The following is a 21,965-nucleotide window of genomic DNA, read 5'->3' as shown; positions in this document are numbered from 1 at the left end:
GCCGAAATCGCGTGAATCCCCCGCGGAAGTGTGGACCGGTACCGGTCTTTTTACCTCGTGACCCCGAGTCCAGAGGTGGGATGAAGACGACGCGGAAGGGGCTTCGAGACGGGGAGTTAGAAAAGGACACGTACGAGCGGCTGATCTGCGTGGCGTGCGGTCAGTCGCTGAAGACGAGGAACGATCCCGACGAGGTGTTCACGGTGCGGCGCTGCCCCGGCTGTGACCGCGAGTGGAAAGAACTCGGCTAGGGGCACGGAGGCGAACGGACGAGTCAACCGCCCGGGGTCAAGCCCCGAGGCCCGTCAGTGAAACGGCCACGAGAGGGGTGAGAGTGAGACTGCCGCGGCACGTCACTCGAAGACCCGCGCGGCGCGTCACTCGAAGACCGCGTCGAACGCCCGCGCGCCCAGCGGCTCGAACGTCCCGGCGGCGACGTTCTCGGGGACGTGCGCCGGAGAACTGGTGCCGACGAGCGCGGTCGTGACGCCGGGGGCGCTCCGGGCGAAGTTGATGGCGCGCTGAGCGGCCGTATCGCCCCGAAGCTCCGCGTCGACGGCCGCGGGGATCGATGACGCCAGATCGCCCTGTCCGATCGACGCACTCGCGACGACGTCGAGGCCGGCCGCCTGCGCGTAGTCGAGGGCGCTGACGTCGCGGTCCTCCGTCGGGTGCGCGTGCGCCGCGACCGTGAACGCGTCCGCCATCGTCACGTTGAACGGGAGCTGAACCGCCGTCAGGCCGGATCCGTCGAGTCCGACGGCCGCCGCGGCGGCCTCGGCGCGCGCGACGATCTCCGGCAGCGAGAGGTACGCGTCGTGGTCGCGGGGGACGCGAAGCGCCTCCCACGTGGCGACGCCGTAGCCGCCGATATCGCCCGCTGCCCGCCGGCGTTCGAGGCGCTCGAAGGCCGCCTCCACCAGGTCGTACACCGCCTCGCGGCTCCGCGTCCGCAGTTGCGTTTCCGGGTTGTGGACGTAGTAGCAGTCGACGGCGTCGAGGCCGAGGTTCGAGAGCGAGCGATCGAGCATCGCATCGAGGAAGTCGGGCGCGATGGCGTGGCTCCCGGCGGCGAGGTCCGCGGCGTCGAGCAGCCCCGTTCTGAGGAACTCCTCGCGGACGTACGCGCTCGGGTCCGCGGGTGGGGAGCCGTCGAACGGAACGAAGCCGCCCTTGGTCGCTACGACGACTTCCTCGCGGTCGATCTCGGCGGCGTCGACGGCCTCGCCGACGACGCGCTCGCTCCGCTGACAGCGGTAGTTGATCGCGGTGTCGACGACGTTCACGCCCGACTCCAGCGCCTCGACGAGGGCGTCGCGGTACCCGTCGTCGACCGCGTCGGTCGGCTCGCCGAGATACGTCCCGACGCCGACGCTCGACGCGACGCCCGGTCCGAACCGCCGGAAGTACGTCCGCGCGAAGGCGTCGCCGAATCGGTCGCGATACGCCCACGTCCCCTGACTCGTCGCCATAGCGGCCGTACGCGTCCCAGCGGTAAACGCGCGTCGAAGGGACCGACCGACGCGTCGGAGCGCGGTGGCGGGTCCCAGACGGCGCGCGGCCCCCGGTCAGCGCGTCGCTAGACGTCGCCGGTCATCGACTCGAAGAGCCGTTCGACGAGCGCGTCGCGGTCGACGGGGTCGCCGCCGTCGGTCCGGATCGCGCCGTCACGCAGCGGGAGCTGTCCGCCGCCCATCCGCGCGTGGCCGCCGGCCGAGGCGTCGCGGACGTTCGAGAGCGCCGCATCGAGGGTACGGCCCATATGGACGCGATCGTCGCGGGACCGACCCGAGAGGTGAATCGTCCCGTTGCGCTCGCCGAGGACGACCACCGCGGTGACGCCCTCCAACTGGACGAGTTCGTCGGCCGCCTGCGGAACGGCGTCGGCGTTCGAGATCCGGCCGACGTCGCTGACCGCGAAGGGCCCGCGGACGTCGCGGCCGGCGATCGCGCGGGCTTTCAGCTCCAGCACTTCGGTCGACACCTCGGGGTTGGCGATCCGGTCGAGCCGGTCCTCGTCGACGCCGGGATACAGAAAGCCAGCGGCCGCGAAATCAGCGGCCGAGCACCCCGAAGTGAGCCGTTTCGTGTCCGTCAAAATGCCGTAGAGGAGACCTGTGGAGACCATCGAGGAGACCGTGTAGTCGGCGTCGATCTCGCTCTCGTGTTTGGCGGGGGGGACGGGCTTGGCGCCCAGATCCCGGAAGTACTCGGTGACGATACTGGAGGCCGCACCGTAGTCGGTTCTGACGTCGGTGAACGCCTCGCCGGTCCCGTCGCCGGGGTGGTGATCGATGACCGCGAAGGGGAGAACGCTGTCGGACCCGGCGAACCCCCGCGGCCGGTTGTGGTCGACGAGGACGACGTGCTCGGCGGAGAGGTCGCTGACGTGGTCGATCCGGTCGATGTCGAGGTCGAGGACGGTCTGGAAGGCGCGGTTCTCCTGGTGGCGGATCTGCCCGGGGTACTGGACGCGGGCGTCGGTCCCGACCTGCGCCGCGAGGCTGGCGACGCCGATGCCCGTCGCCATCGCGTCGGGGTCGGGGTTCGGATGCAGCAGGACCGCGACTTCGTCGAGCGCCGCGATCCGATCGCGGAAGCGCGTCCCCATCGGCCGCTCGAAGTGTCTGAGGGCGTAGTATCCGACGACGAGCGCGAGGAGCCCGACGACGAGTACCACGGTGAGTGCCGGATACTGGAGGACGAACCACCGCGCGCGATCGAGCAGCTCCGAACCGAGGCTCGAATCGAGTTCGGAGAGCGGGGACGCCATACCGAACGGTACGGGTCCATCCCCAAGAAGATTCCCTCAATTCCCGCAACAAGTCCGGCTTTCCGGCCGTCAATCGAAGGTAAATAACACAATCGGTGAACTATAGGTCGCTATCTGTCACGCAAATGTCGCCATATACAACTAACATCAACAACCGCGTCGCCCTCGGGCCACCGGTACAAACCCGTGGGCGTCGCTTACCCGAGGAACGAACGGGGCGTTCGCTCAAACCAACCCCGACCGCTCAAACCGACGCCGCGTCCGCCCCGGATCTGAAGGCCTCGACCGCGGCCCGGTAGCCCTCCCGGTACGTCGGATAGGCGAACTCGTATCCGAGCGCGCGCAGTCGCTGGTTCGAGCATCGCTTGCTCGTCCGGAGGCGCCGACGCGCGGCCGCCGAGAGGCTCTCGGCCGCCAGTCGCTCCTCGACCGTCCGCTTCGGCGGCGGAGAAACGCCGCACTCCTCGGCCAGCCAATCCGCGAACGACCACTTCTTGGCGGGTTCGTCGTCGGCGACGAGGACGACGTCACCGCGCGCGAGGTCCGACTCCAGCAGGAAGGCGACCGCGCCGGCGGCGTCCTCGCGGTGGACCATATTCAGGTAGCCCTCGGTGACCGGCCCGGAGAGATAGCGGTCGAGTCGGTAGCGCCCGGGGCCGTACAGCCCCGCGAACCGGGCGACGGTGCCCTCGATCCCGGCGTCGGTCGCCCCCTCGAGGGCGACGCGCTCGGCCGCCGCGAGGACGCGCGTCTTCTCGGTCGTGGGATCGATCGGCGTCTCCTCGTCGACGAAGTCGCCGCCGTGATCGCCGTAGACGCCCGTCGAAGAGGTGTAGACGAGTCGATCCGGCGGCGCGTCTCGCCCGGCGTACTCGTCGATGACGTTCCGGAGCCCCTCGACGTAGACGCGGCGGGCGGCGTCGGCGCCGCGACCGCCGGAACTGGCCGCGAAGACGACCCAGTCGGCGTCGGGGAGTCCCGAGAGGGTCTCCGGCGCCGTCGCGTCCGCGCGGTGGGCGTCGAGACCGGCGTCGGCGACGGCCGCGAGCCCCTCGTCCGATCGGCGAACCCCGGTCACCTTGTGATCGGCCGCGGCGAGCTGCCGGCCGAGTTCGAGGCCGACGTAGCCGCAGCCGACGATGACGACCCGGGACATCAGCGATCGTTCCGCTCGGCGAGGTACCGCTGGATCGCGGCGAGCTGGCCGAGCGTCATCGCGGTTCGCCCCTCGATCGCCTGCTGGATCTCCTGCCCCGAGAGGTCGAGATCGACGTTCGAGGCGATCGTATCCACGTCGACGACGCCGGTCGTCATCGCCAACAGCAAGTGATCGCGGAGTTCGAGAACGATCGACTCCGCGTCGGGGCGGCCGTCGGCGAGCGCGAGGATCGCCGCGGCGTCCTCGACCGGGAGGTCGGGTACGCCGCCCGCTTCGATCGCCTCGATCAGTTCGGCGTCGACCCCCGATTCGGCGGCGGCGGGCTCGATGCCGACGTCGTTCACGACGGTTCTGAGCTGGGCTTCGTACGCCTCGCGCAGCGTCTCGGCCGTCAACGTGGCCGGCTCGTCGGCCGCGTCGTAGAGCATACGCGAGTGTGGGCTTTGAGAGACTTCACTCACTCGGTTGTTGCGGGCGCCTCGAGGAGTCACAGAGCTGTAGTAGCGTTTGCACGTTGCGCGCTCGACCGCACGCTGTCGTTCGGTCGAGTGTACAATCAGGTGCAAACGCTACGGTACACGGAGGAAACGCACGGATTCGACCGTTGGAGGAATCCGACAGCGGGCACGTCGGTTGGCGTCGGCGAAGGGGAACCGCTTAAGTCCGTCACCGCCGACCGAACGAGTATGGACCGCGTATCGCCCACAGAACCGGAGGTGGGGCCGTGAGCGTCGGCCACCGCGTGAACTCCGATCACCAGCTCGCGCGGCTCTTGCAGATCGGCATCGTCCTCGAAGAGGTCGTCGAGGCCCGGTCGTATCACCACTACCAGTCGATCGACGACGGGCCGAAGCTCGACGGAGAGATCGAATCGCTGCTCGAACACGCCGCCGAGGAGTCGGCCGAGCACCGCGAGCGACTGGAAGCGCTCGTCGCTGAACTCGACGCCGAGAGCATCCCCTACGAGGAGATCGAAGCCCTCGTAAAGGCGCAGTACGGCGGGACCGCGCCGGACGATTTCGACGATATCCTCTACGATCAGCTCTGCAACGAGGAGACTGCGTATAAGTTCTACGACGACCTCGTCGGCGCGATCCGGGCCTCGGAGGCGACGTTCGGCATCGACCGCGACCACCTCATCGACGTCCTCGTCGGGATCCGCGAGGAGGAGGCCGAGGGCGTCGAAGAGGTCACGAAGATTATGAACACCCGCCAATGAGACGAGACACGACGCGGAACGGAGGGGAGCAATGAACACGGCCGACCAGTACGTGAAGGCGATCTACCTCCTGCAGCAGATGGAGAACGGCCCGGCCTCGACGGGATCGCTCGCGGACCGACTCGACGTCAGCCCGGCGAGCGCGAACGAGATGATCGGCAAACTGGAGTCTCGCGGCTTGGCGGAACACGAGAAGTACAAAGGCGTCACGCTCACCGACGAGGGGATCGTCCGCGCCCGCGACGCGTTACAGACGTACTGTATCATCGAGCGCTTCCTCGCGAACGTCCTCTCGGTCGACGCGTTCCGCGCGGAGGCCCGCGACCTCGAACCGGTGATCGACGACCTTGTCGCCGATCGCCTCGATACGATCATCGACCGGGAGGCGGACTGTCCCGACTGCTTCGATCCGGAGACCGACGCCTGCTGCCATCTCGAGATCGGCGTCGAAGGCGCCGAGACCGGAGAGCAGCGCGCCGATTGAGCCGCGGCGCGCTCCCGTCGTTCGACCGCGGATACGATCGGCGGAGCTATAGTAGCGTTTGCAACTGCTTGCTCATTCGATCGCACGCCCTCGTACGAGCCCTCGTGCGGTCGGATCCGAAATCAGGTGCAGACGCCACAGTAGAAACACTACCTTCAAGATGCTGCTACGGTATCGCCACCTATGGATGGGACAGCAGCGCTCGCTCGGCTCCGCTCGCTCGTGGGAGGGGCCTGCGGCGGGACCGCTGCGGCGAGAGAGGCGGACGGCCCGTACGCCTGTCTGGGCTGTGAGGTCACGTACGAGGTGCAGCATCACGTCTGCCCGGAGTGCGGTGGGTTCTCAGTGGAAGCCCGCACGGAGACGATCACCCGCGACGGAGCGCGCGAAGACGGCCGCGAGCGCGACGGAACGGCGGTCGAATAGCGCGCTCGCACTCGCCGTCTCGCGCTCGCCGCGACCCGATGGGTTTTCAAAGACTGCGGTGTGAGTAACGGATGCAGTCCCGTGGTGTAGTGGCCAATCATATGGGCCTTTGGAGCCCATGACGGCGGTTCGAATCCGCCCGGGACTATACCCATTTTGACTCGAATCCTCGTTTTCGAAAGATTTGTTCCCGATAGTTTCAGGTGGTGAAGTCTGTCTCGAACAGTCTCTATGGCGCGTGCCAGAGCCTCCATTCCTAGCCAGTTTCGTGTCTGTGTACAAACAAGAAATTCGAAGGGTGTCAGGAGTGAAATCCAATTCCACTTTCTTTCATAGATGACTAGGTATAAATGATAGTTGCTACCACTCCTAACAGATGTCTAAGATGATGACACGTCGGAAGTGGATGTCGGTAACCGGCCTCGGTGCTCTCGGGATTCTCGGTGGATGTGCTGGGATGTCTTCCCAAGACGAGAGCTCAACGGCCGGTACGCAAGACGAAGTGGTTCAACACGACCATCAAGACGGGAGCTCCGATTTCTCAGACGAAACTCTCACAAGAGCGGGAGATCTGGGGGAAACCGTCCAGCAATCGGTCGTCAAACTCACCAAAGGTAACTCAGGAGGTACTGGATGGGTTATTGAGGATGGCTATATCATCACTAATTCCCACGTCACCCGGGACTTCGAGACGATGGATATCGAAACATTCGATGGTCGGTCGGCCACGGCGACGCGAGTCGGCTATCACGAAGATATGATCCCAGATATTGCTCTGATGAAGACGAATATGGAGACTCCTTCGCCGCTCCCGATGAAAACGAACACCGGCGTCTCAAAGGGAGATCCTGTATTGAGCGTCGGTCATCCCGGCGATGTGGGTGACTGGGTAATCAGTCTTGGTCGATACCAAAGGTACGAAGAAGGCATCAATTGGGAACTATCCGACATCCCAACCTCACCAGGAAACAGCGGTTCACCGATTGTTACACTCGACGGCGTCGTATTCGGTTGTATTAGTGGTACCACCAAAACAGGTGGTGAATCAAGTTCTGTTGACCGTCCGGAAAAAGTTTACACTGAATTTCCCAGACAGGAGAGTTTAGCGACCGCCAATCCGTCGAAAACGATCGAGAAGTGGGTGCAAGAGTGGAAGTAAGTACGTGGAGGCGGTGGATGCAAGATTGTTTTGTTCGATCCGCCGGGACTGTTTTCGCGCGAACAACGTCGTGAGCACGAAATATCCTCGCGGAGTCGGGCCCAGAGGGCGAGCGGATTCGGGACCTCGCGGTTCGAACGCCGCCCGGGACTATCGACACTCGGGTTATCGTCCACCAACCCAACGCCCGGCCGTGGGCAGCCGATTCCGTTCGCTCTGTACCAGACCCGCGAAAGCCCGGGCGATGGACGCTGAAAATATCCTCCCGATCAGATCAGGCTGCTACCGTTCGCCGCTCGTGGAATGGATTGCCCTGCTTCTCCCCACGACTACAGTTGGGGGCGTCCGCCGGGCGTTTCTGTGATCTCACCGGCGTCGAGTTCGGCTTCGACGGCTCGTGCCGCCTGCACGAGGTTCTCCATCTTCCGGTTGGCGACGTCACGCGGCAGCAGTTTCAACCCGCAATCGGGACTGACCGTGAGGCGCTCCGGCGGCACGACCTCCAAGCCGCGCTTGATGTTGCGCTTGATCTCGTCGACGGATTCGACCGCGGCATCGTGTACGTCGACCACGCCGAGCGCAAAGCCCTTCGTGAACTCCGGCTCGGTGAACACGTCGAGTTGGTTGTAGTCGGTGTTGGCCAGTTCTAGGTCGATCTCGTCGACGGGGTACTCGAGGATTTCGGGGTAGATACGCGAGTAATCGCCATAACAGACGTGGATGCTGAGTCTGACGTCGTCCGGGACGTTCTCGGCGATCCGATCGAGACACGCGCCGACGATCGCGTGGTCGTCGGGGGTCGTCGCGAGCGCCGGTTCGTCGATCTGTATGTAGCGAGCACCCGCCTCGATGAGCGTGTGTATCTCCTCGTTCACGAGATCGGCGAGGTCGTACGCGAGTTCCTCGGTATCGCCATAGTACTCGTCGAACGCCCAGTTCGCGAGCGTGTACGGACCCGTGATGGGAACTTTCACGGGACTGGTCGCGACGTCACTGGTGAACTCGAACTCCTCAAGCAACCACGGGTCGTCGTATGAAACCCGGTCGGTCACGCTCGGCTTGTGGAAGTAGTTGTGCCCCCACACTTTCACGGGACCGTTGAATTCGTACCCGCCGATTCTGTCGGCGAAGTACTCGACCATCTCGGTACGGCGCACTTCGCCGTCTACGACCACGTCGAGACCGGCCCGTTCGTGTTCCCGAGTGACGAGGCGGGCGGCGTCGTCCAGCGCTTCCGCGAAGCCGTCGCTGGCACGCTCTGTCGCCTCCGCCGGTCGCTCGATGCCCTCGTCGGCCTCGACTTCCCGGTCGTACTCGTTTTTGAGCCATTTCGGCTTCGGATAGCTGCCGACGACGGTAGTCAACAGGAAGTGCTCGTTCGGATGGTCGGCCGGTCGGAACTGCTCGCGGTTGCTCATACGTCCACCTCCGAGACGCTCGTCGCTCGACCCAAGACATCGAGCTTCGCGTCGGCCCTCGTGACCGGGAGATAAAACAACCCCGTGTTCGGGGTGAGATACGCCTTCCCCACGTTCGCCGCGTCTTCGACTCGACCGACGCGTTCATCGATCTCTCGCACTGACTCCACGCGCGTGTTCTGTCCGTCGACCACACCCAGGGCGACCGTGTCGGGCGCCCCGTACTCTTCGACGGTGGCAAGAGTCTCCTCTGCGGCGCTAACGAGGTCATAGCCTAATCCATCGATACGCGCGTTCAACGCGGCGGTATACACGTCTTCGGGGAGCGCCCCCCAGTACGAGTGAACGACGACCTCCGCATCGAACGCGTCGGCGACGACGGTCAGAGCGTCCGCTACGTCGTCAGTCCCGATGGTCGCGTGATCACCCGGCGGGTTGACGGCCAGCGAGGGCTCGAGGACGAACACCGTCTCGACGTCGGAAAGCGCCTCGCCCTCCGCAGCGAGAAACTCGGCGACACCGGCGAGGAACGCTCGGTCGTCCCCGTAGTACTCGTCGGTAGCGAGGTCGACCAGTGAGTACGGCCCCGGCAATACCGCCTGCGCCGGCGTATCGGACACGTACGAAGTGACCCCGTCGAGTTCGTTCGCGAGCGTCCCGTCGAACGTCAGCTCTCCGGTCACGACCAGCTCCCGATAGAAGTTGTTGTTGTCGTAGTACCGCACGATGCCACCTGTTTCGACCGCGTCGTGGACTGCGAACGGATAGCCGAGCATATCGTCCCAGCGAAGTTGTCCCTCGACGACGCGGTCGAGACCCGCGTCCAGCTGTCGATCGAGTATCTCGCGACACGCCCGGTCGTACGCCGCTTTCACCCGCTGATCTTCGTTTCCGCTGATGAGATCCTCCTTCTGATGCCCCTTCAGTTCCGAAAGATCGTCTTTCGCCCAATCGGGGAGTGGATACAGTCCAACTGTCGTGGCGACGCGTGACATATTCGTGAGTTTGTATGCGCACTCTTAATTCTTCTTAATTAAATTATTTCTTGTAGTAATTCCACCTCGGTTTCGAGCCGGGACGACCATCACATCGCCGTCAGTATCCGCTCGCGAGAGCGCACGGAGACCCGCGTTGCGGGCGGCCGCGGCGTTTTCGGCGGTTGTGATCCCATACACGGCCGGTCCCCACGACGATTGACCGGCGCCGAAGACGGCTCCTGACTCGGTCAACTCACCGATTATCTCCCCCACCGGGGGGCGATAGACGTCGCCCTGTTCGTCGGTGTACCACCGCCCGTTGAGGCGATCGACCGCCGTGACCGCCGCGCCGAACGTCTCGATGTCCTCCGCTTCCAAGGCGGGAACCATTCGGCGTTCGACTATGGCCCCGACACGGTCATCAGCAGCCGGGTCTGCTCGACGGAGTACCGCGCGCATACTCTCCTCTTCGTCGTCGCCGTTTTTCCCCGGTGAAACGTCCGGAAGGACGAGTAGGAACCGCCAATCGTCCGGAATCTCCCTTCTGAGTGTGACTGACGGGACGGACGGGTTCCCGTCGTCCGGTCCGTCTTCGGTGTACGCGTCGGTGGGGACGCCACCGTCGATCACGAAACCGCCGCTCTCGAAGGCGGCGATTCCGATACCGCTCCGCCTGCCACGGCCGAGACACCCCGCGTGCTCCCGGATGTTCGGCGTTCGATCGTAGGCGCGTGCCACCGCAGAGAGTGTACTCAGTGCTAACTGCGTTCCCGACCCGAGGCCGACGTGCCGCGGCAGGGCTTGGTCGACTGTTATCCGTGCACCGCCGACGTCGAGCAGGGAAACAGCCCGTCTCGCGTATGCCGCGGCCGAAGCGACAGCCTCGTCGGGAACGGAGTTTGCCCCACTGCACTGGACACCGACGGCGGGTTCGGCTTCGACGACGACACGTGGACGCTCCAGCGCCACACCGAGACTTCCGAAGAGCCGGTCCCGTTCCAGCGAAAGGTTCCGAAACCCGAAATGGAGTCGCGCACGCCCAGTCGCGCGAGTAGTCATCCGTTCGTCACTCGCCGACTGGTGGTACACTCCGTCTCGGTTCTCGTCGCCGCGTCGAGATCGGCGTCTACCCGGTCTGTCTCGGGGTCCCACTCGGAGAGAGAAACGACGAGTGCGACGGCCTCCCGCTCTCGAGGGCCGCCACACCGGTACGCAACGTCCGCGAAGAACGCCATCCGGTCGCGGAGTTGCTCGCCGTCGTACTCCGGAACTCCCAACCGCGACGCCGCGACGGTCAGTTCGACAACAGCGCCGAGCGATCGGGACGTCGTTGGAACCCGGCGCTGCTCGACGGCGGACTTTCGGGGCCGGAGCAGCCAGTCGATCCATTGAGTGCCGCCTGACTCACCCGTATCGACGCGCGTCGCCGCAACTTCGACCCACGCGGTCGCGGCATCGAGGACAGGGTCGTCGGTTTCGACCTCGTCGAGGGCCGCCTTGACGAAGGTAACCGGATCACGAACGAACTGGACGTACCCGCACCCGTGGCGTTCGAAACTCGCCCGAGTTCTGGTCTGGCCCCACGTCCGCGCCCGGACGGGGTCGGTCCGGTCGTGGTCATCACCGGCGTGTAACCCGAGTGCAGCGACGTTCCATCGGTCGTCCAAGCCGGGGGTCGAGATTACGCTCTCGACGACGCCACGGAGGGCAACCGGCCACTCCCTCTCAGTCATCCGTCGAACCCTGCGTCGCGAGTTGGTCGCGGACGCTTCCAAGGAGTTCGATAGCTTCGCGTCGGTCCGGTCCGAGCGGCGACGCAGCAACGAACGCGTCGGTGTACTCACGAATCGACGCTATCTGGTCGGCGACTGCGGACGGTGCGCCGGCGACGCAGAATGCGTCGAGCATACCGGCCGTCACCAGCTCGTAGGCTCGATCGAACTCACCTGCGGAGATCGCCGCACCGATCTCCGCTGTGCGACCGGCATCGAGTTCGTGACGCTCGATGACCTCATCGGGGGCACCGGCGGCGATGAACGCGACGGGCTTGCGAGCGGCGTTTCGCGCTGCCGCCGCATCGGTGTCGACGCTAACACTCGCAAACGCCGCGAAGGTGAACGGTCCACGGGACTCCGCCCGGGCATCCAGACCGATCTCTACCTGTTCGGCAGCCCAGGCGTAATCGTCCGGGTGCGAGGCGTTTACCAGCACGCCGTCGGCGTGTTCGGCGGCCATCTGTATCATCTTCGGACCCTGTCCTCCGACGAATATCGGCACCTGCTGCGCCTCGTAATTCAACCCTGCATCCTGGACTCGAAAGGTCCCGTCGTGATCGACGCGTTCGCCCGCCCAGAGACGACGGTGAACGCGTATCGTTTCGCGAACCCGCGTGAGAGGCCTCCCCCACTCGAGGCCGAGGTTCTGCAGCGTTGAGGGATCGCCAGCACCCAGTCCCAACACCGCTCGTCCGTCGCTCACTTCGGCGAGCGTTGCCACCTGAGACGCGATTCGAACCGGATGGATGTCGTACGGATTTGCCACACCCGGTCCGATGCGGATCCCCTCGGTCGCGTTCGCGAGACGGTCGAGTGTGATGAACGGGTCGCGGTTGTTGTAGTGACACGATACGAACGCCGTATCGAATCCGGATGTTTCTGCGGCTCGACCTAACGTAGCGACTCGATCCGGTGGCGCGTTAGGTGTCAGCTCGATGCCCCATTCGGGGGAAGAGTTATTATTTTCAGGCATTATTTTTGAATTAGTTATGTGCTATCGAATATAGGATACTCGGGAAATATCAATATTTTGGTGTCGGACGAGATGTCGATCGAAGGAACCTCCGCTCGGTTGAAGAACCCGCTAGTAGCGTTTGGACGTCTTCGCGCACTCGATCGCCCGACAGCGTGCGATCGGATGCGCAGTCAGGTACAAACGCGATGAGACAAGGCGCGCGTTACCCACCAGCCGAACGCCCGGTCTATGGCTAGCTGAATCGCACCCCTAGGTTATGCAGCCCGCTGTTGTTCGTCGCGAGGTTGATCAGCAGCGGCGTGATCGATTCGATCTCGGCCGCGTTCGAGAGCCCACCCGCGCGAACGGCTCTCACTCCCTCGAGTTCCTCGGCGACGGCTGCGACCGTCTCGCCTGCCGTCTCGTCGTCAGCGACGATCGCAGTGTCGATTCCCAACTCCGCATCGAGTGACGCGAGCCGTTTCGCGGGCAGATTATGGAACGCGCCCACGACCGGTACATCGTCGGGAACGGCTTCCGCGGCAACTGCCGTTACGCTGTCCGATGCGTCGGGTTTCTCGTAGTGAAATCCGTCTTCGTCACGACGCATCTGCACGGCCGGAGTGACTACGATCGTCTCCTCGCTCAACGCCTCCGTCACTGTTCCGATGGTATCGACGAGGAATTCCGGTGGAACTGAGAGCACTACCAGATCAGCACCTTCCGCCGCCGCGGGGTTCGCGGCACCCTCGACCGCGGCTTTCCCACCGCGTTTGTCGATCCTCTCGCGGTAGTCTTCGGCGTGTCGACGTGCTTTTTCAGGGTCTCGTGACCCGATGACGAGTTCGTGATCCGTCTCGCGACCCAAGCGCAGTGCGAGCCCCTCTCCGATATCTCCGGTACCGCCGATGAGTGTGATCCGCATACCTGCAGTTTATCATACTCCATATTAATAATTTCTGAATTTAATATTACTATGTAGCATATAATTCGTCTGGCGAAATTTCGCTATCGTAGATGCAGCAGATCGGCTGTGCCGGGACCGACGGCTTTGACGAGAGGTACGCTCCCGTTCGCCGACCAGAACGCACAGCGTTCCGGTGACAGCGCACACCTCAAAGCCCCCAAAAAGTAACGAACGAATCAACAGTTACACAGAGGAGAAGGAACTTACTTATAGAAGGTATCAGTCGTGAGATTTGGGTGCGAAATCGACAGACAGAGATAGGGTTACAGATATCATCGGCAGTCGTCCACCAGCGAAGCGGAGCGGTCTCCCACGGCAATCGGACTGCACGTACGATAGTAGCGTTTGCACCTGATTGCGATCCGATCGCACGACGGCGCCCGACCGAGTTCGCGAAACCGTCCAAACGCTACTACACCCGCGTAACGGGAATCAGAGCGGCTCAGTGCTCGCTGTTTCCCTCGAAAATCTCACGGTTAGCCACAACTACCGCGTCTCGCTGTAGACCCCGTATCTCGTCGAAGCGTCGGTCATCGACCCACCAACGGATGTATGACAGGAATTACAGCACGGTTTCGAGCGGCTTTCCTCGTAACGATTCTGATACTCAGTCTCCCCGGCCAATTTTCCGTGGTCGTCGCGGCCGATGCGGGAAGCGTCTCTCTGGACGCATCGACCTACGCTCCCGGCGATACGGTGACAGTAACCGTCGAAGACGGAGACATGTCGACGACTGAGGAGTACGTCGTCAACATCGAATCAGATACGGAGTCGCAATTATCGGTGACTGGAGAATATGTAGGCACCTCAAGTACATATACCACGACTTGGAGCGTCGCAGACAGGGATAAAAATAACAAGATATCAAAAAAGGATATTGATTATCAAGATTATGATGGCGGAAATAATGAGATCTTAACAACGGTTCAAAATGGAAATGGCACTGTAACTCTACATTTTGATAGTCCTCCAGAGAAAACAGACACAATATCATATACACGAGGAGAGACAGTTCGACTATCACATATCTCTGGGAGTATATTTAGAGGGAGTACGAAAATAAGTAAAACAGATTCCAAAGGTGTTCTGAATATAACTGATGGTGATGAGGTTAGCACCGAATATTATGACATAAGTGAGCAAGTTACATTAAGTACTGATGCACTCGTCGATGAAGACCCCGAGCCGCTCTCACTCGGCTCGGTAACCGAGTTCTCGACGCAGAGCCTCGACGGGACGACGCTAACGCACACCGAAAGTGTCATCGAAATCCCGTTCAGCGAGGACGTCTCCAAGGCTGACGGAGACGCCGGGGCGCTGACGCTCGGCGACGACATCACGGTGATCGCCGGCGGGACGAACGTCACCGGACGGTACGCGCTCGACGCCGACGGATCGGCCGATGGGCAGGTGGTGCTGAGTGCCGACACCGCGCTGGGTCCCCGCGACGAGGTGCGCGTCGAAATCGGCGCGGTGAACGACTCGATCGACACCGAGACGATCACGCCGGGCGTGGTCGACGTAACGGTGGCCGACGCGGTCGTCTCCGAGACGGACGCGACGACGAACATCTACGAGAACGCGACGGTCGCGTTCCTCTCGACCGACGGCTCGGCGGACCACGACCAAGCGTTCGAGGTCGAAACCGATGCGGGAGCGTTCGTCTTTGCCGGCCGCACCGGTCCGGGGAGCCAAGCGTTCGTCTTCGATACGGCAGCGCGGAACTGGAGCGGGACGTACGCGGTCGAAACGTACCTCGCCGACGGTAGCGTCGACCGGCGGGCAGCGTTCTCGATCCGCGATCTCGGCCTCGGCGTCGCCGCCGCCGACCGGACTGTGACGACCGACGAGGCGATCGAAGGCGCGGTGCTCGCGAACGCCGCCGGCCGGTCCGTCGAGATCGAACTCCGGCGGCGGGGAGACGGCGGCGCGGTCGTCGCCCGAACGAACCGCACGCTGAGTGGCAACGGCGAGACGCCGTTCGAGTTCCCGGCCGAGAGCGTCTCCAGCGGCGGTCCCGGCAACTACACGGTCAACGTGACAGACGTCGGTACCGGGGCGATAGCCGGGTCCGAACGGATCCGCGTCGTCGACGCCGCAGCGAGGACCGCGGCGCTCCGGTCGGCGATCGTCACCGAGCACACCGGCGACGTCGCCGACGTCGTGGTCGATCTGACGTACGCCGAGACAGCCACGGTGACCGTCGGGAGCCCGGCCGTGGGGTTCCGCGCGAACGTCACCGCGGCCGACAGAGACGGTGACGGGTCCGTCCGACTCCGGGTCAACACGGCCGCCGCGGTCGGAGCGACGGGACTCCCGGACGACGGCGGCGACGTGTTCGACGTGCGCGGAATCGACGGCGGCGACAGTCCGGACGAGATCATCGCCGCCGACCTCGACGACGACAACCGCGCGAGCGACGCCCTCGACCCCGGGGAGTACGGGCTCAGCGTCCGCGCCGGAGAGGATTCGAGCGACGCCGCGGAGGACTTCGGGACGCTCGTCCTCGAGCGGCCGGCGCCGGGAGGGATCACCAACTGGGTCGCACCCGCCGGCACGGAACTCGACGACTACCGGTCCGTCTCGTCGGCGATCGACGAGGGACGGCTCACCCGAGCGGCCGACGCGGCTGTCGGCGACGTCGTCGTCCATCGGATCGTCGCACCGGGACTGGCCGGAGAGTTCGTGAGGGGTTCCGGCTCGGAGACGGAGCGGTTCTTCGCGCTGGGACGGACCGAGCACGGCGATACCGATGGGGACCAGTTCGCGTTGAACGTCACCCGACGGAACCGGCGGGCGAACGCGGAGGCCTATCGACTCGACCTCAACGAGACCAACAGCCGGGTCGTCGCTGACCCCGACAACGACACGTACGTCCTCGCATACGAGACCGGAGACGCCCTCTTCGCGTCCGACAGCGACGGAGACACGCGCATTCCCGACGCTGGCGACGACCTCACTGCGGCGTTCGCCGTCCGGGAGAACGGGACGTTCGCCGACCTCGACGACGACAGGCGGACAGTAGAAAGCGAGTACTCACTCGTCGCGGCGGAGATCGGGGCCGGCCGTGAGCCCGTCGTCGTCTTGGCGGCCGCGAACCAGTCGGTCACCGGGACGACGACCGTCGCACCGGGAACACAGATCACCATCCGGATACGGTCGGCCGAGGGAGTCGAGCCGCGGTTCCTGAAAACCGCGCGCGCCGTCGTCGAGACGAACGGCTCGTGGGCGGCCGCGTTCGACTTCGAGGAACAGCGCGTCGGCGACACGTTCACCGTCGCGTCCGCGACCGACGTGCTCGACGCCGAAAGCGAACTCGCCGCCGCGGGCGAGGTTCGCGCGACGCTCCCGGTGACAGAGACGGACGCACAGACCGCAACGCCGGCCGGATCCGGCGGTAGCGGTGGTGCCCCGGAGCCGAGGGCGAGCGGCGCTTCGTCGTCCGGAGACGAGACGGACGCGTCGTCGACGCCGCCGACGCAGACGACGGACGAACCGAACTCCGACACTGTCGTCGACGCGACGCGGAAGTTCGTCGGCGGCGTGGTCGGAACGTTCGTCGACGACGACGGAGAGACGCTCCGGAGACGGCTGTTGGGGTTCGACGCGCTGCTCTCGCTCAGCGCGCTCACGACGGTCGCGCTGTTCGTCTGGCGGCGCAGATAGACCCGTGGGTCTCTCTGTAACGGGGGCGGATACCGGTCGCGGACGCGGGAAGCGCATCGCAAAGACCGCATCGCGAGGCGGTATTTCCCCGCGCCGCCGAACCGCAGACTCGTCGTAACGCCTAAGAACCGAAGAACCATTCTATCCAGTAATGAACCCGAACGCGAACGCGGACGTCGTCGGGCCCCCCGACGGCAGTGGAGGGAGGTGGTGCTGTGGGCGTTGAGATCAAGGAATCGACGGTCGCAGACGATGAGTTCGAGGAGATGAAGCGGTTCGTCCGCGACTATCTCGCTGCGAGCGTCGAGGGCGAATCGGACGGCGGTCGGATGCGGTGGTACCCCTGGCACAGCGCCGAGTACCGGTTCAACCACATCCTGAACGTCGTCGAAATCGCGACCCGAATCGCAGAGCGCGAGGGCGCGGACACCGACGTCGTCCGCGTTGCTGCGCTCTTTCACGATATCGCGAAGCTCGAAGCCGACCAAGAGGTACACGCCGAGGAGGGCGCGCGCGTCGCTCGCGAGTACCTGTCCACGCACGGCGACTTCCCGCAGTCGTTCGTCGAGCAGGTGTGTCAGGTGGTCGCGGACCACTCCTATCAGGGGCCACTCGCGGACGTCTCACTGGAGACACAGAGCCTGATCGAGGCCGACATCCTCGATAAAGTCGGGGCGAACGGGACCGCGCTGATGCTGCTTCGGATGGGCTATGAGGCGCGGACGCACATGGACGCCGCCGAAATGGTCGAACGCGTCCTCGAACGCGGCCGAGACGCCACGGAGCGAGTGAACTCAGACGCCGCAGAGACTATCGCGCACAAGCGGCTCACGCGCGTCAAGTGGTTCCGCGAGTGGCTCGAAGCGGAGGTCCCGGAGATGGACCACTCGATCGACTCCGACGAGTGAGAGGGGGCGTCTGACTGCGAGCGGGACGATTCGGGCGACACGTTTACGACGCTCGCAGGAAACGTCGATAGCGTGCCCGCCGCATTCCCTCCACGGTCCTCGAAGCGACTGCGGTTCGCCGTCGCTGCCGTCCTCATCGCGACGTTCGCGTACAGCGTCGTGATCGCCGGACAGATCCTCCTGTGGTTCGTCCTCGTCGGAATCGCCGCCGGGATCTACCTCGCGTGGCTGCTCGTCGTCGCGGTGTTCCGACTGGTCGACGCCGTCGAACGGATCGCCGCGGCGCTGGAGGCGGGAGCCGAGACGCCAACCCGCGGTACAGATGCCGCCAACCACACAGACACCACCGACGATCCATACGCCACTGACGGAACTGGGCGGGGCCGCGACGCCGGCGAGGCGAACGGCTGAATCGGTGCCCGTTTGTACGCCCGCGGCGTAGCGACGCCGATGACGGACTCCGGCAACTGGGTCAGCCTCTTCTCGGGTGGGAAAGACTCCTCGTGGGCGCTCTACCGGGCCGTAGAGGAGGGGTTGAACGTCACGCGCCTCCTCACGGTCCACCCCGGGGAGGACTCGTATATGTATCACGTCCCGGAGACCCGTCTGGCCGGGCTCGCGGCCGAGAGCGTCGGCATCGAGCTCGTCGAGGTCGAACCGGGGGACCTCGGCGCGGCCGACGCCGACGACGCGAGTGTGCAGGGCGACCGCGAGCTAGAGCCGCTCGAAGCCGCGCTCGGGGAACTCAGTGCGGAACTCGACGGCGGGCTGGCCGGCGTCACCGCCGGCGCCGTCGAGAGCGAGTTCCAGACATCGCGGATCGAAGGGATGTGTGACCGACTGGGGATCGACCTCTTCGCGCCGCTCTGGCAGCGCGACCCGCTCGGACTCGGCAGGGAGATGCTCGACGCCGGATTCGAGATCCGGATCGTCCAAGTCGCCGCACACGGGCTCGACGAATCGTGGCTCGGGCGAACGCTCGACGCCGACGCGCTGACCGAACTCGCCGCGCTCAACGAGGAGTTCGGCGTCCACATCCTCGGCGAAGGCGGCGAGTTCGAGACGCTCGTGACCGACGGGCCGCATATGCGACACCCGATCGAACTGGAGTACGAGACCGTCTGGGAGGGGACGCGCGGGCACCTCCGCGTGACTGACGCGCGGCTCCGAGAGTAAGTGCCGGGCTCCACAGTCTCGGTTACTCAGTCTCCGCGGCCGCGGATCCACGGACGGGGAGAACACCCCCGCTCTACTATACGGCGCTCTATCGAAGCGTCGGTATGGCCGACGATTTCAGCGTCGTCGATCCGGAGACCGTCGAACAGGAACCCTTCCCGGAGTCGGGGAGTCTTCACCGCAAGCTCACCGAAGCACTGGGGTGCACCGAAATGCGTGTAAACACGGTGACGCTCGGCCCGGGAGAGGCGACCGCACCGCACGCCCACGAGCGGCAAGAGGAGGTCTACGTCGCGCTCGACGGCGGGCGCGTGCAGATCGACGGATCGACATACGACGTAACGCCGGGCGGGATCGTCCGGATCGGTCCGGATACAACGCGGAGCATCCGTAACGAGACAGACGATACGGCGCAAACGTGGATACTGTTCGGTGCGCCGCCGCTCGGGACTCTCGACGACTTCGGCGAGTACACGGTCCCCGAGGAGGGATGAACGACGCTACTCGAGGTGCGAATGCGCCCCGATCAGCGCGTTCGAGAGGTCCAAGTTCTCGACGTGGGTGTCCTCGTCGACGATGCTGTTTCTGATGTCCGCATCGCGGATGACCGCGTCGCTGAAGACGACTGTCCGGTCGAGTCTCGAGTTCACCACGGACGCGTCGGCCATCACGTGGACGTTCGCGCCGAGCTCGGAGTCTTCGACCGTCGCGTCGTCGTGGACGAACGTCCCGCCGTCGAGGTACCACGAGACCGCGTCGAGGTAGCTTTCGGGCGTCCCGATGTCGAACCACGCGCCGTCGAAGGTGAAGGCGTGGACAGTCCCGCGGTCCTGCAACCACTCCAGAAACCACCCCGGCTCGTCGGGGTTGTTGCCGCCCGTGAGGTAGGTGTCGAAGTCGGGAAGCGTCTCCTCGGGGAACGCGTAGCAGGCGATCGAGACGAGCGTGCTCTGTGGGTCGTCGGGCTTTTCCTGGAAGTCGACGACGCGGTCTCCGTCGAGTTGGACGAGCCCGTACGACCGCGCCCGTTCCTTCGAGCCGACGTCGTAGGCGGCGAGACACGGCGTCCCCGCCGACTCGAAGAAGTCGACGAACTCCGAGACATCGAACGAGAGCAGGTTGTCGCCGGCGATGACCACGAGGTCGTCCTCGACGCCCTCGCGCTCGATGAGTTGCGCGAGCGCGCCCACGACGCCGAACTTCTCGCCCTCCGCTGCGGTCTCTTCGACCGAGAGCGTCGGCTTCTCGTATGGGGCGTCCGCGAGGAACGTCTCGAAGGTCTCCGCGAAGCGCTCGTTCGTGCTCACGAACACCTCGTCGATGCGCTCGTCCGCCTCGAGATCCTCGAAAATGATGTCGATGACCGTGCCGTCGCCCACCGGGAGAAACATCTTCGGCCGGTGTTTGGTGATCGGCCACATCCGCGTCGCGTACCCGCCGGCGAGGACAACTGCCTTCATACAGGTAGTGTCCGAACGGAGTGGCAAGTGTGTTTCCAAATTTGTACAAAGAAGGAAACACCGGCCGATAGTGAACTGCCGGTCTTCCGCTGGCTGGCTCCGGCCACGGCGGGCAGTATATACGCTATCGATCACCTAGGGTCGCGTATGTCCGATTCGGACGCGACGGCGACGACACGACAGCGCATCGCGAGCGAACTGCGGAGCGAGCCGCACGGTGTGACGGAGCTGTCTACGGCCGTCGGGGTCCCCCGGTCGGCGGTGTACGGCCACCTCGAACACGTCGCCCAGACCGTCGAGAGCGCGGCGAACGACGAACGGTTCCTCGTCGCGCCGCCGGCGTGTCGGGAGTGCGGTTTCGACGGGTTCGACGATCCGCTGAACGAACCCTCCCGGTGCCCGGAGTGCCGCTCCGAACGGATCGCCGAGCCCCAGTTCGTGATCGAGTAACGGGGTCGCCGTCGGTGGAGAAACGGGGAACCGCGATGGGTCCACTCGCGTGAGCGCGTACGCCTATCGACTACGAGTCGGCTACCGCGGGGTCACCGTCGGTCGATTCCGAGAGATACGCTCGAATCGCTTCCGTGACGAACTCGGGTTCGTCGAGGTTGGACGCGTGTGCACCGCCGGGGACCTCGACGACGCGGGCACGCGGGAGCTCAGCCGCCAGTTTCGCCGCGTGACGCTTGACGAACCCCATCTCGTGCTCACCGTAGAGCACGAGCGTCGGTACCGAGAGGGACGACAGGTCGAACTCCGCTCGTGGGACGCTGAGCAGCGCGCCGATCACCTTGGCGAACTCGTCGGTCTCCATCGTCGGACCGGTGGCGCGGAGCGCCTCGATCCGCGCGTAGTCTCCGCTGACATTCCGCCCCCGTAGGCGCTCTTGGAGCCACACCATCGCCTTTTCGACCCGCTGATATCCCACGAGTCGAGTCAGGGGAACCGTCGCCCGGAGGACGGCCCACTGGAGGCGCTCGGGCCACCGCCACTCACCCGGCGTGAACGTGTCGGCGAGCACGAGGCCGGAAATCCGATCGGGGTGTCTGCTGGCGTACGCCTGTGCGATGCATCCACCCAGAGAAAGCCCACAGAGCACCGGGCGATCGAGATCCAATCCGCTGATGAGTGCATCGAGGTCGTCGGCGAGGAGATCGAGCGTGTACTGCGCTACCGCCGAGCCGCCGGTGTGACCGTGTCCGCGCACGTCGTATCCGATGGTCGTGTACTCGTCACTAAGCGCGTCCAGCTGCGGCATCCACTGGCGGTGATCGACGATCGCACCGTGAACGAACACGATCGGCCGGCCCTCACCTCGCCTCTCATAGTACGTCTCGATATCGTTTGTGCGGACGGTGGCCATACCGAACAGCTACGTCCGCGGCGCGGATTAACACTACAGTAGTGTTTGTAACGCGAGGTAACTGGATATCGGCGTTACGC

General features: G+C 64.6%; 22 protein-coding genes, 1 tRNA gene and 1 pseudogene. 12 read left to right on the top strand and 12 right to left on the bottom strand.

What is annotated here, in order from left to right; genetic code table 11:
* Window positions 1–80 precede the first annotated feature (80 nt).
* Window positions 81–251: an HVO_0758 family zinc finger protein gene (locus ACT3HL_RS02535; RefSeq protein WP_445085223.1), complete on the top strand. Its 171-nt coding sequence runs from the start codon at window positions 81–83 to the stop codon at window positions 249–251.
* A 126-nt stretch (window positions 252–377) separates the two neighbouring features.
* On the opposite strand, the gene ACT3HL_RS02530 is transcribed toward ACT3HL_RS02535, so the two are convergent.
* The 4 genes from ACT3HL_RS02530 to ACT3HL_RS02515 all read right to left on the bottom strand — a co-directional run bounded on the left by ACT3HL_RS02530 (window position 378) and on the right by ACT3HL_RS02515 (window position 4,360).
* Window positions 378–1,472 carry an aldo/keto reductase gene (locus ACT3HL_RS02530; protein WP_445085222.1) on the bottom strand — a complete coding sequence of 365 codons (1,095 nt, stop codon included), beginning with the start codon at window positions 1,470–1,472 and terminating at the stop codon, window positions 378–380.
* Window positions 1,473–1,579: 107 nt separating this feature from the next.
* Window positions 1,580–2,773: a DHHA1 domain-containing protein gene (locus tag ACT3HL_RS02525; RefSeq protein ID WP_445085221.1), complete on the bottom strand. Its 1,194-nt coding sequence runs from the start codon at window positions 2,771–2,773 to the stop codon at window positions 1,580–1,582.
* A gap of 244 nt (window positions 2,774–3,017) precedes the next feature.
* On the bottom strand, window positions 3,018–3,929 hold the full coding sequence (locus tag ACT3HL_RS02520) for an NAD-dependent epimerase/dehydratase family protein (RefSeq protein ID WP_445085220.1): 912 nt from the start codon (window positions 3,927–3,929) through the stop codon (window positions 3,018–3,020).
* Window positions 3,929–4,360: a DUF5791 family protein gene (locus tag ACT3HL_RS02515; protein WP_445085219.1), complete on the bottom strand. Its 432-nt coding sequence runs from the start codon at window positions 4,358–4,360 to the stop codon at window positions 3,929–3,931. The genes ACT3HL_RS02520 and ACT3HL_RS02515 overlap by 1 nt, the downstream gene beginning before the upstream one ends.
* A 296-nt stretch (window positions 4,361–4,656) precedes the next feature.
* Here ACT3HL_RS02515 and ACT3HL_RS02510 point away from each other — a divergent pair, with 296 nt between their 5' ends.
* From ACT3HL_RS02510 to ACT3HL_RS02490, 5 genes are all read left to right on the top strand, one after another.
* Window positions 4,657–5,151 carry a ferritin-like domain-containing protein gene (locus ACT3HL_RS02510; RefSeq protein WP_445085218.1) on the top strand — a complete coding sequence of 165 codons (495 nt, stop codon included), beginning with the start codon at window positions 4,657–4,659 and terminating at the stop codon, window positions 5,149–5,151.
* 31 nt (window positions 5,152–5,182) lie between these two features.
* Entirely contained in the window at window positions 5,183–5,635 is a 453-nt protein-coding gene (locus ACT3HL_RS02505; RefSeq protein ID WP_445085217.1) for an iron dependent repressor, metal binding and dimerization domain protein, read from the top strand.
* A 183-nt stretch (window positions 5,636–5,818) separates the two neighbouring features.
* Window positions 5,819–6,061, top strand: a complete 243-nt coding sequence (locus tag ACT3HL_RS02500) for a hypothetical protein (RefSeq protein WP_445085216.1) — start codon at window positions 5,819–5,821, stop codon at window positions 6,059–6,061.
* 75 nt (window positions 6,062–6,136) lie between these two features.
* Window positions 6,137–6,209, top strand: a tRNA-Gln gene (locus ACT3HL_RS02495).
* Between the two features lie 228 nt (window positions 6,210–6,437).
* Complete coding sequence (locus ACT3HL_RS02490) at window positions 6,438–7,220, top strand: trypsin-like peptidase domain-containing protein (RefSeq protein ID WP_445085215.1); 783 nt, start codon at window positions 6,438–6,440, stop codon at window positions 7,218–7,220.
* Between the two features lie 329 nt (window positions 7,221–7,549).
* Here ACT3HL_RS02490 and ACT3HL_RS02485 read toward each other — a convergent pair.
* The 6 genes and pseudogenes from ACT3HL_RS02485 to npdG all read right to left on the bottom strand — a co-directional run.
* Window positions 7,550–8,548 (bottom strand): annotated as a pseudogene (locus tag ACT3HL_RS02485) (methionine synthase); the annotation flags it as partial.
* A gap of 86 nt (window positions 8,549–8,634) precedes the next feature.
* Window positions 8,635–9,633: a 5-methyltetrahydropteroyltriglutamate--homocysteine methyltransferase gene (locus ACT3HL_RS02480; RefSeq protein WP_445085214.1), complete on the bottom strand. Its 999-nt coding sequence runs from the start codon at window positions 9,631–9,633 to the stop codon at window positions 8,635–8,637.
* Between the two features lie 24 nt (window positions 9,634–9,657).
* Entirely contained in the window at window positions 9,658–10,674 is a 1,017-nt protein-coding gene (locus tag ACT3HL_RS02475) for a beta-ribofuranosylaminobenzene 5'-phosphate synthase family protein (protein WP_445085213.1), read from the bottom strand.
* The gene (locus ACT3HL_RS02470) at window positions 10,671–11,348 is read right to left on the bottom strand and encodes a DUF447 domain-containing protein (protein ID WP_445085212.1); all 678 of its coding nucleotides are present in this window, start codon (window positions 11,346–11,348) and stop codon (window positions 10,671–10,673) included. The genes ACT3HL_RS02475 and ACT3HL_RS02470 overlap by 4 nt, the downstream gene beginning before the upstream one ends.
* Window positions 11,341–12,363, bottom strand: coding sequence for a 5,10-methylenetetrahydromethanopterin reductase (locus tag ACT3HL_RS02465; RefSeq protein ID WP_445085211.1), 1,023 nt, complete (start codon window positions 12,361–12,363; stop codon window positions 11,341–11,343). The genes ACT3HL_RS02470 and ACT3HL_RS02465 overlap by 8 nt, the downstream gene beginning before the upstream one ends.
* 235 nt (window positions 12,364–12,598) lie before the next feature.
* Complete coding sequence (npdG, locus tag ACT3HL_RS02460) at window positions 12,599–13,270, bottom strand: NADPH-dependent F420 reductase (protein ID WP_445085210.1); 672 nt, start codon at window positions 13,268–13,270, stop codon at window positions 12,599–12,601.
* Between the two features lie 1,383 nt (window positions 13,271–14,653).
* Between npdG and ACT3HL_RS02455 the strand changes: the two genes are divergently transcribed.
* The 5 genes from ACT3HL_RS02455 to ACT3HL_RS02435 all read left to right on the top strand — a co-directional run bounded on the left by ACT3HL_RS02455 (window position 14,654) and on the right by ACT3HL_RS02435 (window position 19,556).
* The gene (locus tag ACT3HL_RS02455) at window positions 14,654–16,978 is read left to right on the top strand and encodes a BGTF surface domain-containing protein (RefSeq protein WP_445085209.1); all 2,325 of its coding nucleotides are present in this window, start codon (window positions 14,654–14,656) and stop codon (window positions 16,976–16,978) included.
* Between the two features lie 215 nt (window positions 16,979–17,193).
* A complete protein-coding gene (locus tag ACT3HL_RS02450) occupies window positions 17,194–17,886 on the top strand; it encodes an HD domain-containing protein (protein ID WP_445085208.1) in 693 nt (230 codons plus the stop codon).
* 72 nt (window positions 17,887–17,958) lie between these two features.
* A complete protein-coding gene (locus tag ACT3HL_RS02445; protein ID WP_445085207.1) occupies window positions 17,959–18,297 on the top strand; it encodes a hypothetical protein in 339 nt (112 codons plus the stop codon).
* 39 nt (window positions 18,298–18,336) lie between these two features.
* Window positions 18,337–19,062, top strand: coding sequence for a diphthine--ammonia ligase (locus tag ACT3HL_RS02440; protein ID WP_445085206.1), 726 nt, complete (start codon window positions 18,337–18,339; stop codon window positions 19,060–19,062).
* A gap of 104 nt (window positions 19,063–19,166) precedes the next feature.
* A complete protein-coding gene (locus tag ACT3HL_RS02435) occupies window positions 19,167–19,556 on the top strand; it encodes a cupin domain-containing protein (RefSeq protein WP_445085205.1) in 390 nt (129 codons plus the stop codon).
* 6 nt (window positions 19,557–19,562) lie between these two features.
* Here ACT3HL_RS02435 and ACT3HL_RS02430 read toward each other — a convergent pair whose 3' ends face one another.
* A complete protein-coding gene (locus ACT3HL_RS02430) occupies window positions 19,563–20,522 on the bottom strand; it encodes a sugar phosphate nucleotidyltransferase (protein ID WP_445085204.1) in 960 nt (319 codons plus the stop codon).
* Between the two features lie 147 nt (window positions 20,523–20,669).
* Between ACT3HL_RS02430 and ACT3HL_RS02425 the strand changes: the two genes are divergently transcribed.
* On the top strand, window positions 20,670–20,972 hold the full coding sequence (locus ACT3HL_RS02425) for a transcriptional regulator (RefSeq protein ID WP_445085203.1): 303 nt from the start codon (window positions 20,670–20,672) through the stop codon (window positions 20,970–20,972).
* Window positions 20,973–21,042: 70 nt separating this feature from the next.
* On the opposite strand, the gene ACT3HL_RS02420 is transcribed toward ACT3HL_RS02425, so the two are convergent.
* Window positions 21,043–21,885, bottom strand: a complete 843-nt coding sequence (locus tag ACT3HL_RS02420) for an alpha/beta fold hydrolase (protein ID WP_445085202.1) — start codon at window positions 21,883–21,885, stop codon at window positions 21,043–21,045.
* Window positions 21,886–21,965 lie beyond the last annotated feature (80 nt).

It is taken from the genome of Halobellus sp. GM3, from assembly GCF_052545375.1.
Note: the sequence above shows the minus strand (reverse complement) of the source record. Positions and strands in the feature narration are given on the sequence as shown.

Coding starts and splice junctions, on each gene's coding strand:
- ACT3HL_RS02535 (WP_445085223.1), top strand. CDS start 81: ATGAAGACGACGCGGAAGGGGCTTCGAGACGGGGAGTTAGAAAAGGAC.
- ACT3HL_RS02530 (WP_445085222.1), bottom strand. CDS start 1,472: ATGGCGACGAGTCAGGGGACGTGGGCGTATCGCGACCGATTCGGCGAC.
- ACT3HL_RS02525 (WP_445085221.1), bottom strand. CDS start 2,773: ATGGCGTCCCCGCTCTCCGAACTCGATTCGAGCCTCGGTTCGGAGCTG.
- ACT3HL_RS02520 (WP_445085220.1), bottom strand. CDS start 3,929: ATGTCCCGGGTCGTCATCGTCGGCTGCGGCTACGTCGGCCTCGAACTC.
- ACT3HL_RS02515 (WP_445085219.1), bottom strand. CDS start 4,360: ATGCTCTACGACGCGGCCGACGAGCCGGCCACGTTGACGGCCGAGACG.
- ACT3HL_RS02505 (WP_445085217.1), top strand. CDS start 5,183: ATGAACACGGCCGACCAGTACGTGAAGGCGATCTACCTCCTGCAGCAG.
- ACT3HL_RS02500 (WP_445085216.1), top strand. CDS start 5,819: ATGGATGGGACAGCAGCGCTCGCTCGGCTCCGCTCGCTCGTGGGAGGG.
- ACT3HL_RS02490 (WP_445085215.1), top strand. CDS start 6,438: ATGTCTAAGATGATGACACGTCGGAAGTGGATGTCGGTAACCGGCCTC.
- ACT3HL_RS02480 (WP_445085214.1), bottom strand. CDS start 9,633: ATGTCACGCGTCGCCACGACAGTTGGACTGTATCCACTCCCCGATTGG.
- ACT3HL_RS02475 (WP_445085213.1), bottom strand. CDS start 10,674: ATGACTACTCGCGCGACTGGGCGTGCGCGACTCCATTTCGGGTTTCGG.
- ACT3HL_RS02470 (WP_445085212.1), bottom strand. CDS start 11,348: ATGACTGAGAGGGAGTGGCCGGTTGCCCTCCGTGGCGTCGTCGAGAGC.
- ACT3HL_RS02465 (WP_445085211.1), bottom strand. CDS start 12,363: ATGCCTGAAAATAATAACTCTTCCCCCGAATGGGGCATCGAGCTGACA.
- npdG (WP_445085210.1), bottom strand. CDS start 13,270: ATGCGGATCACACTCATCGGCGGTACCGGAGATATCGGAGAGGGGCTC.
- ACT3HL_RS02440 (WP_445085206.1), top strand. CDS start 18,337: ATGACGGACTCCGGCAACTGGGTCAGCCTCTTCTCGGGTGGGAAAGAC.
- ACT3HL_RS02435 (WP_445085205.1), top strand. CDS start 19,167: ATGGCCGACGATTTCAGCGTCGTCGATCCGGAGACCGTCGAACAGGAA.
- ACT3HL_RS02430 (WP_445085204.1), bottom strand. CDS start 20,522: ATGAAGGCAGTTGTCCTCGCCGGCGGGTACGCGACGCGGATGTGGCCG.
- ACT3HL_RS02425 (WP_445085203.1), top strand. CDS start 20,670: ATGTCCGATTCGGACGCGACGGCGACGACACGACAGCGCATCGCGAGC.
- ACT3HL_RS02420 (WP_445085202.1), bottom strand. CDS start 21,885: ATGGCCACCGTCCGCACAAACGATATCGAGACGTACTATGAGAGGCGA.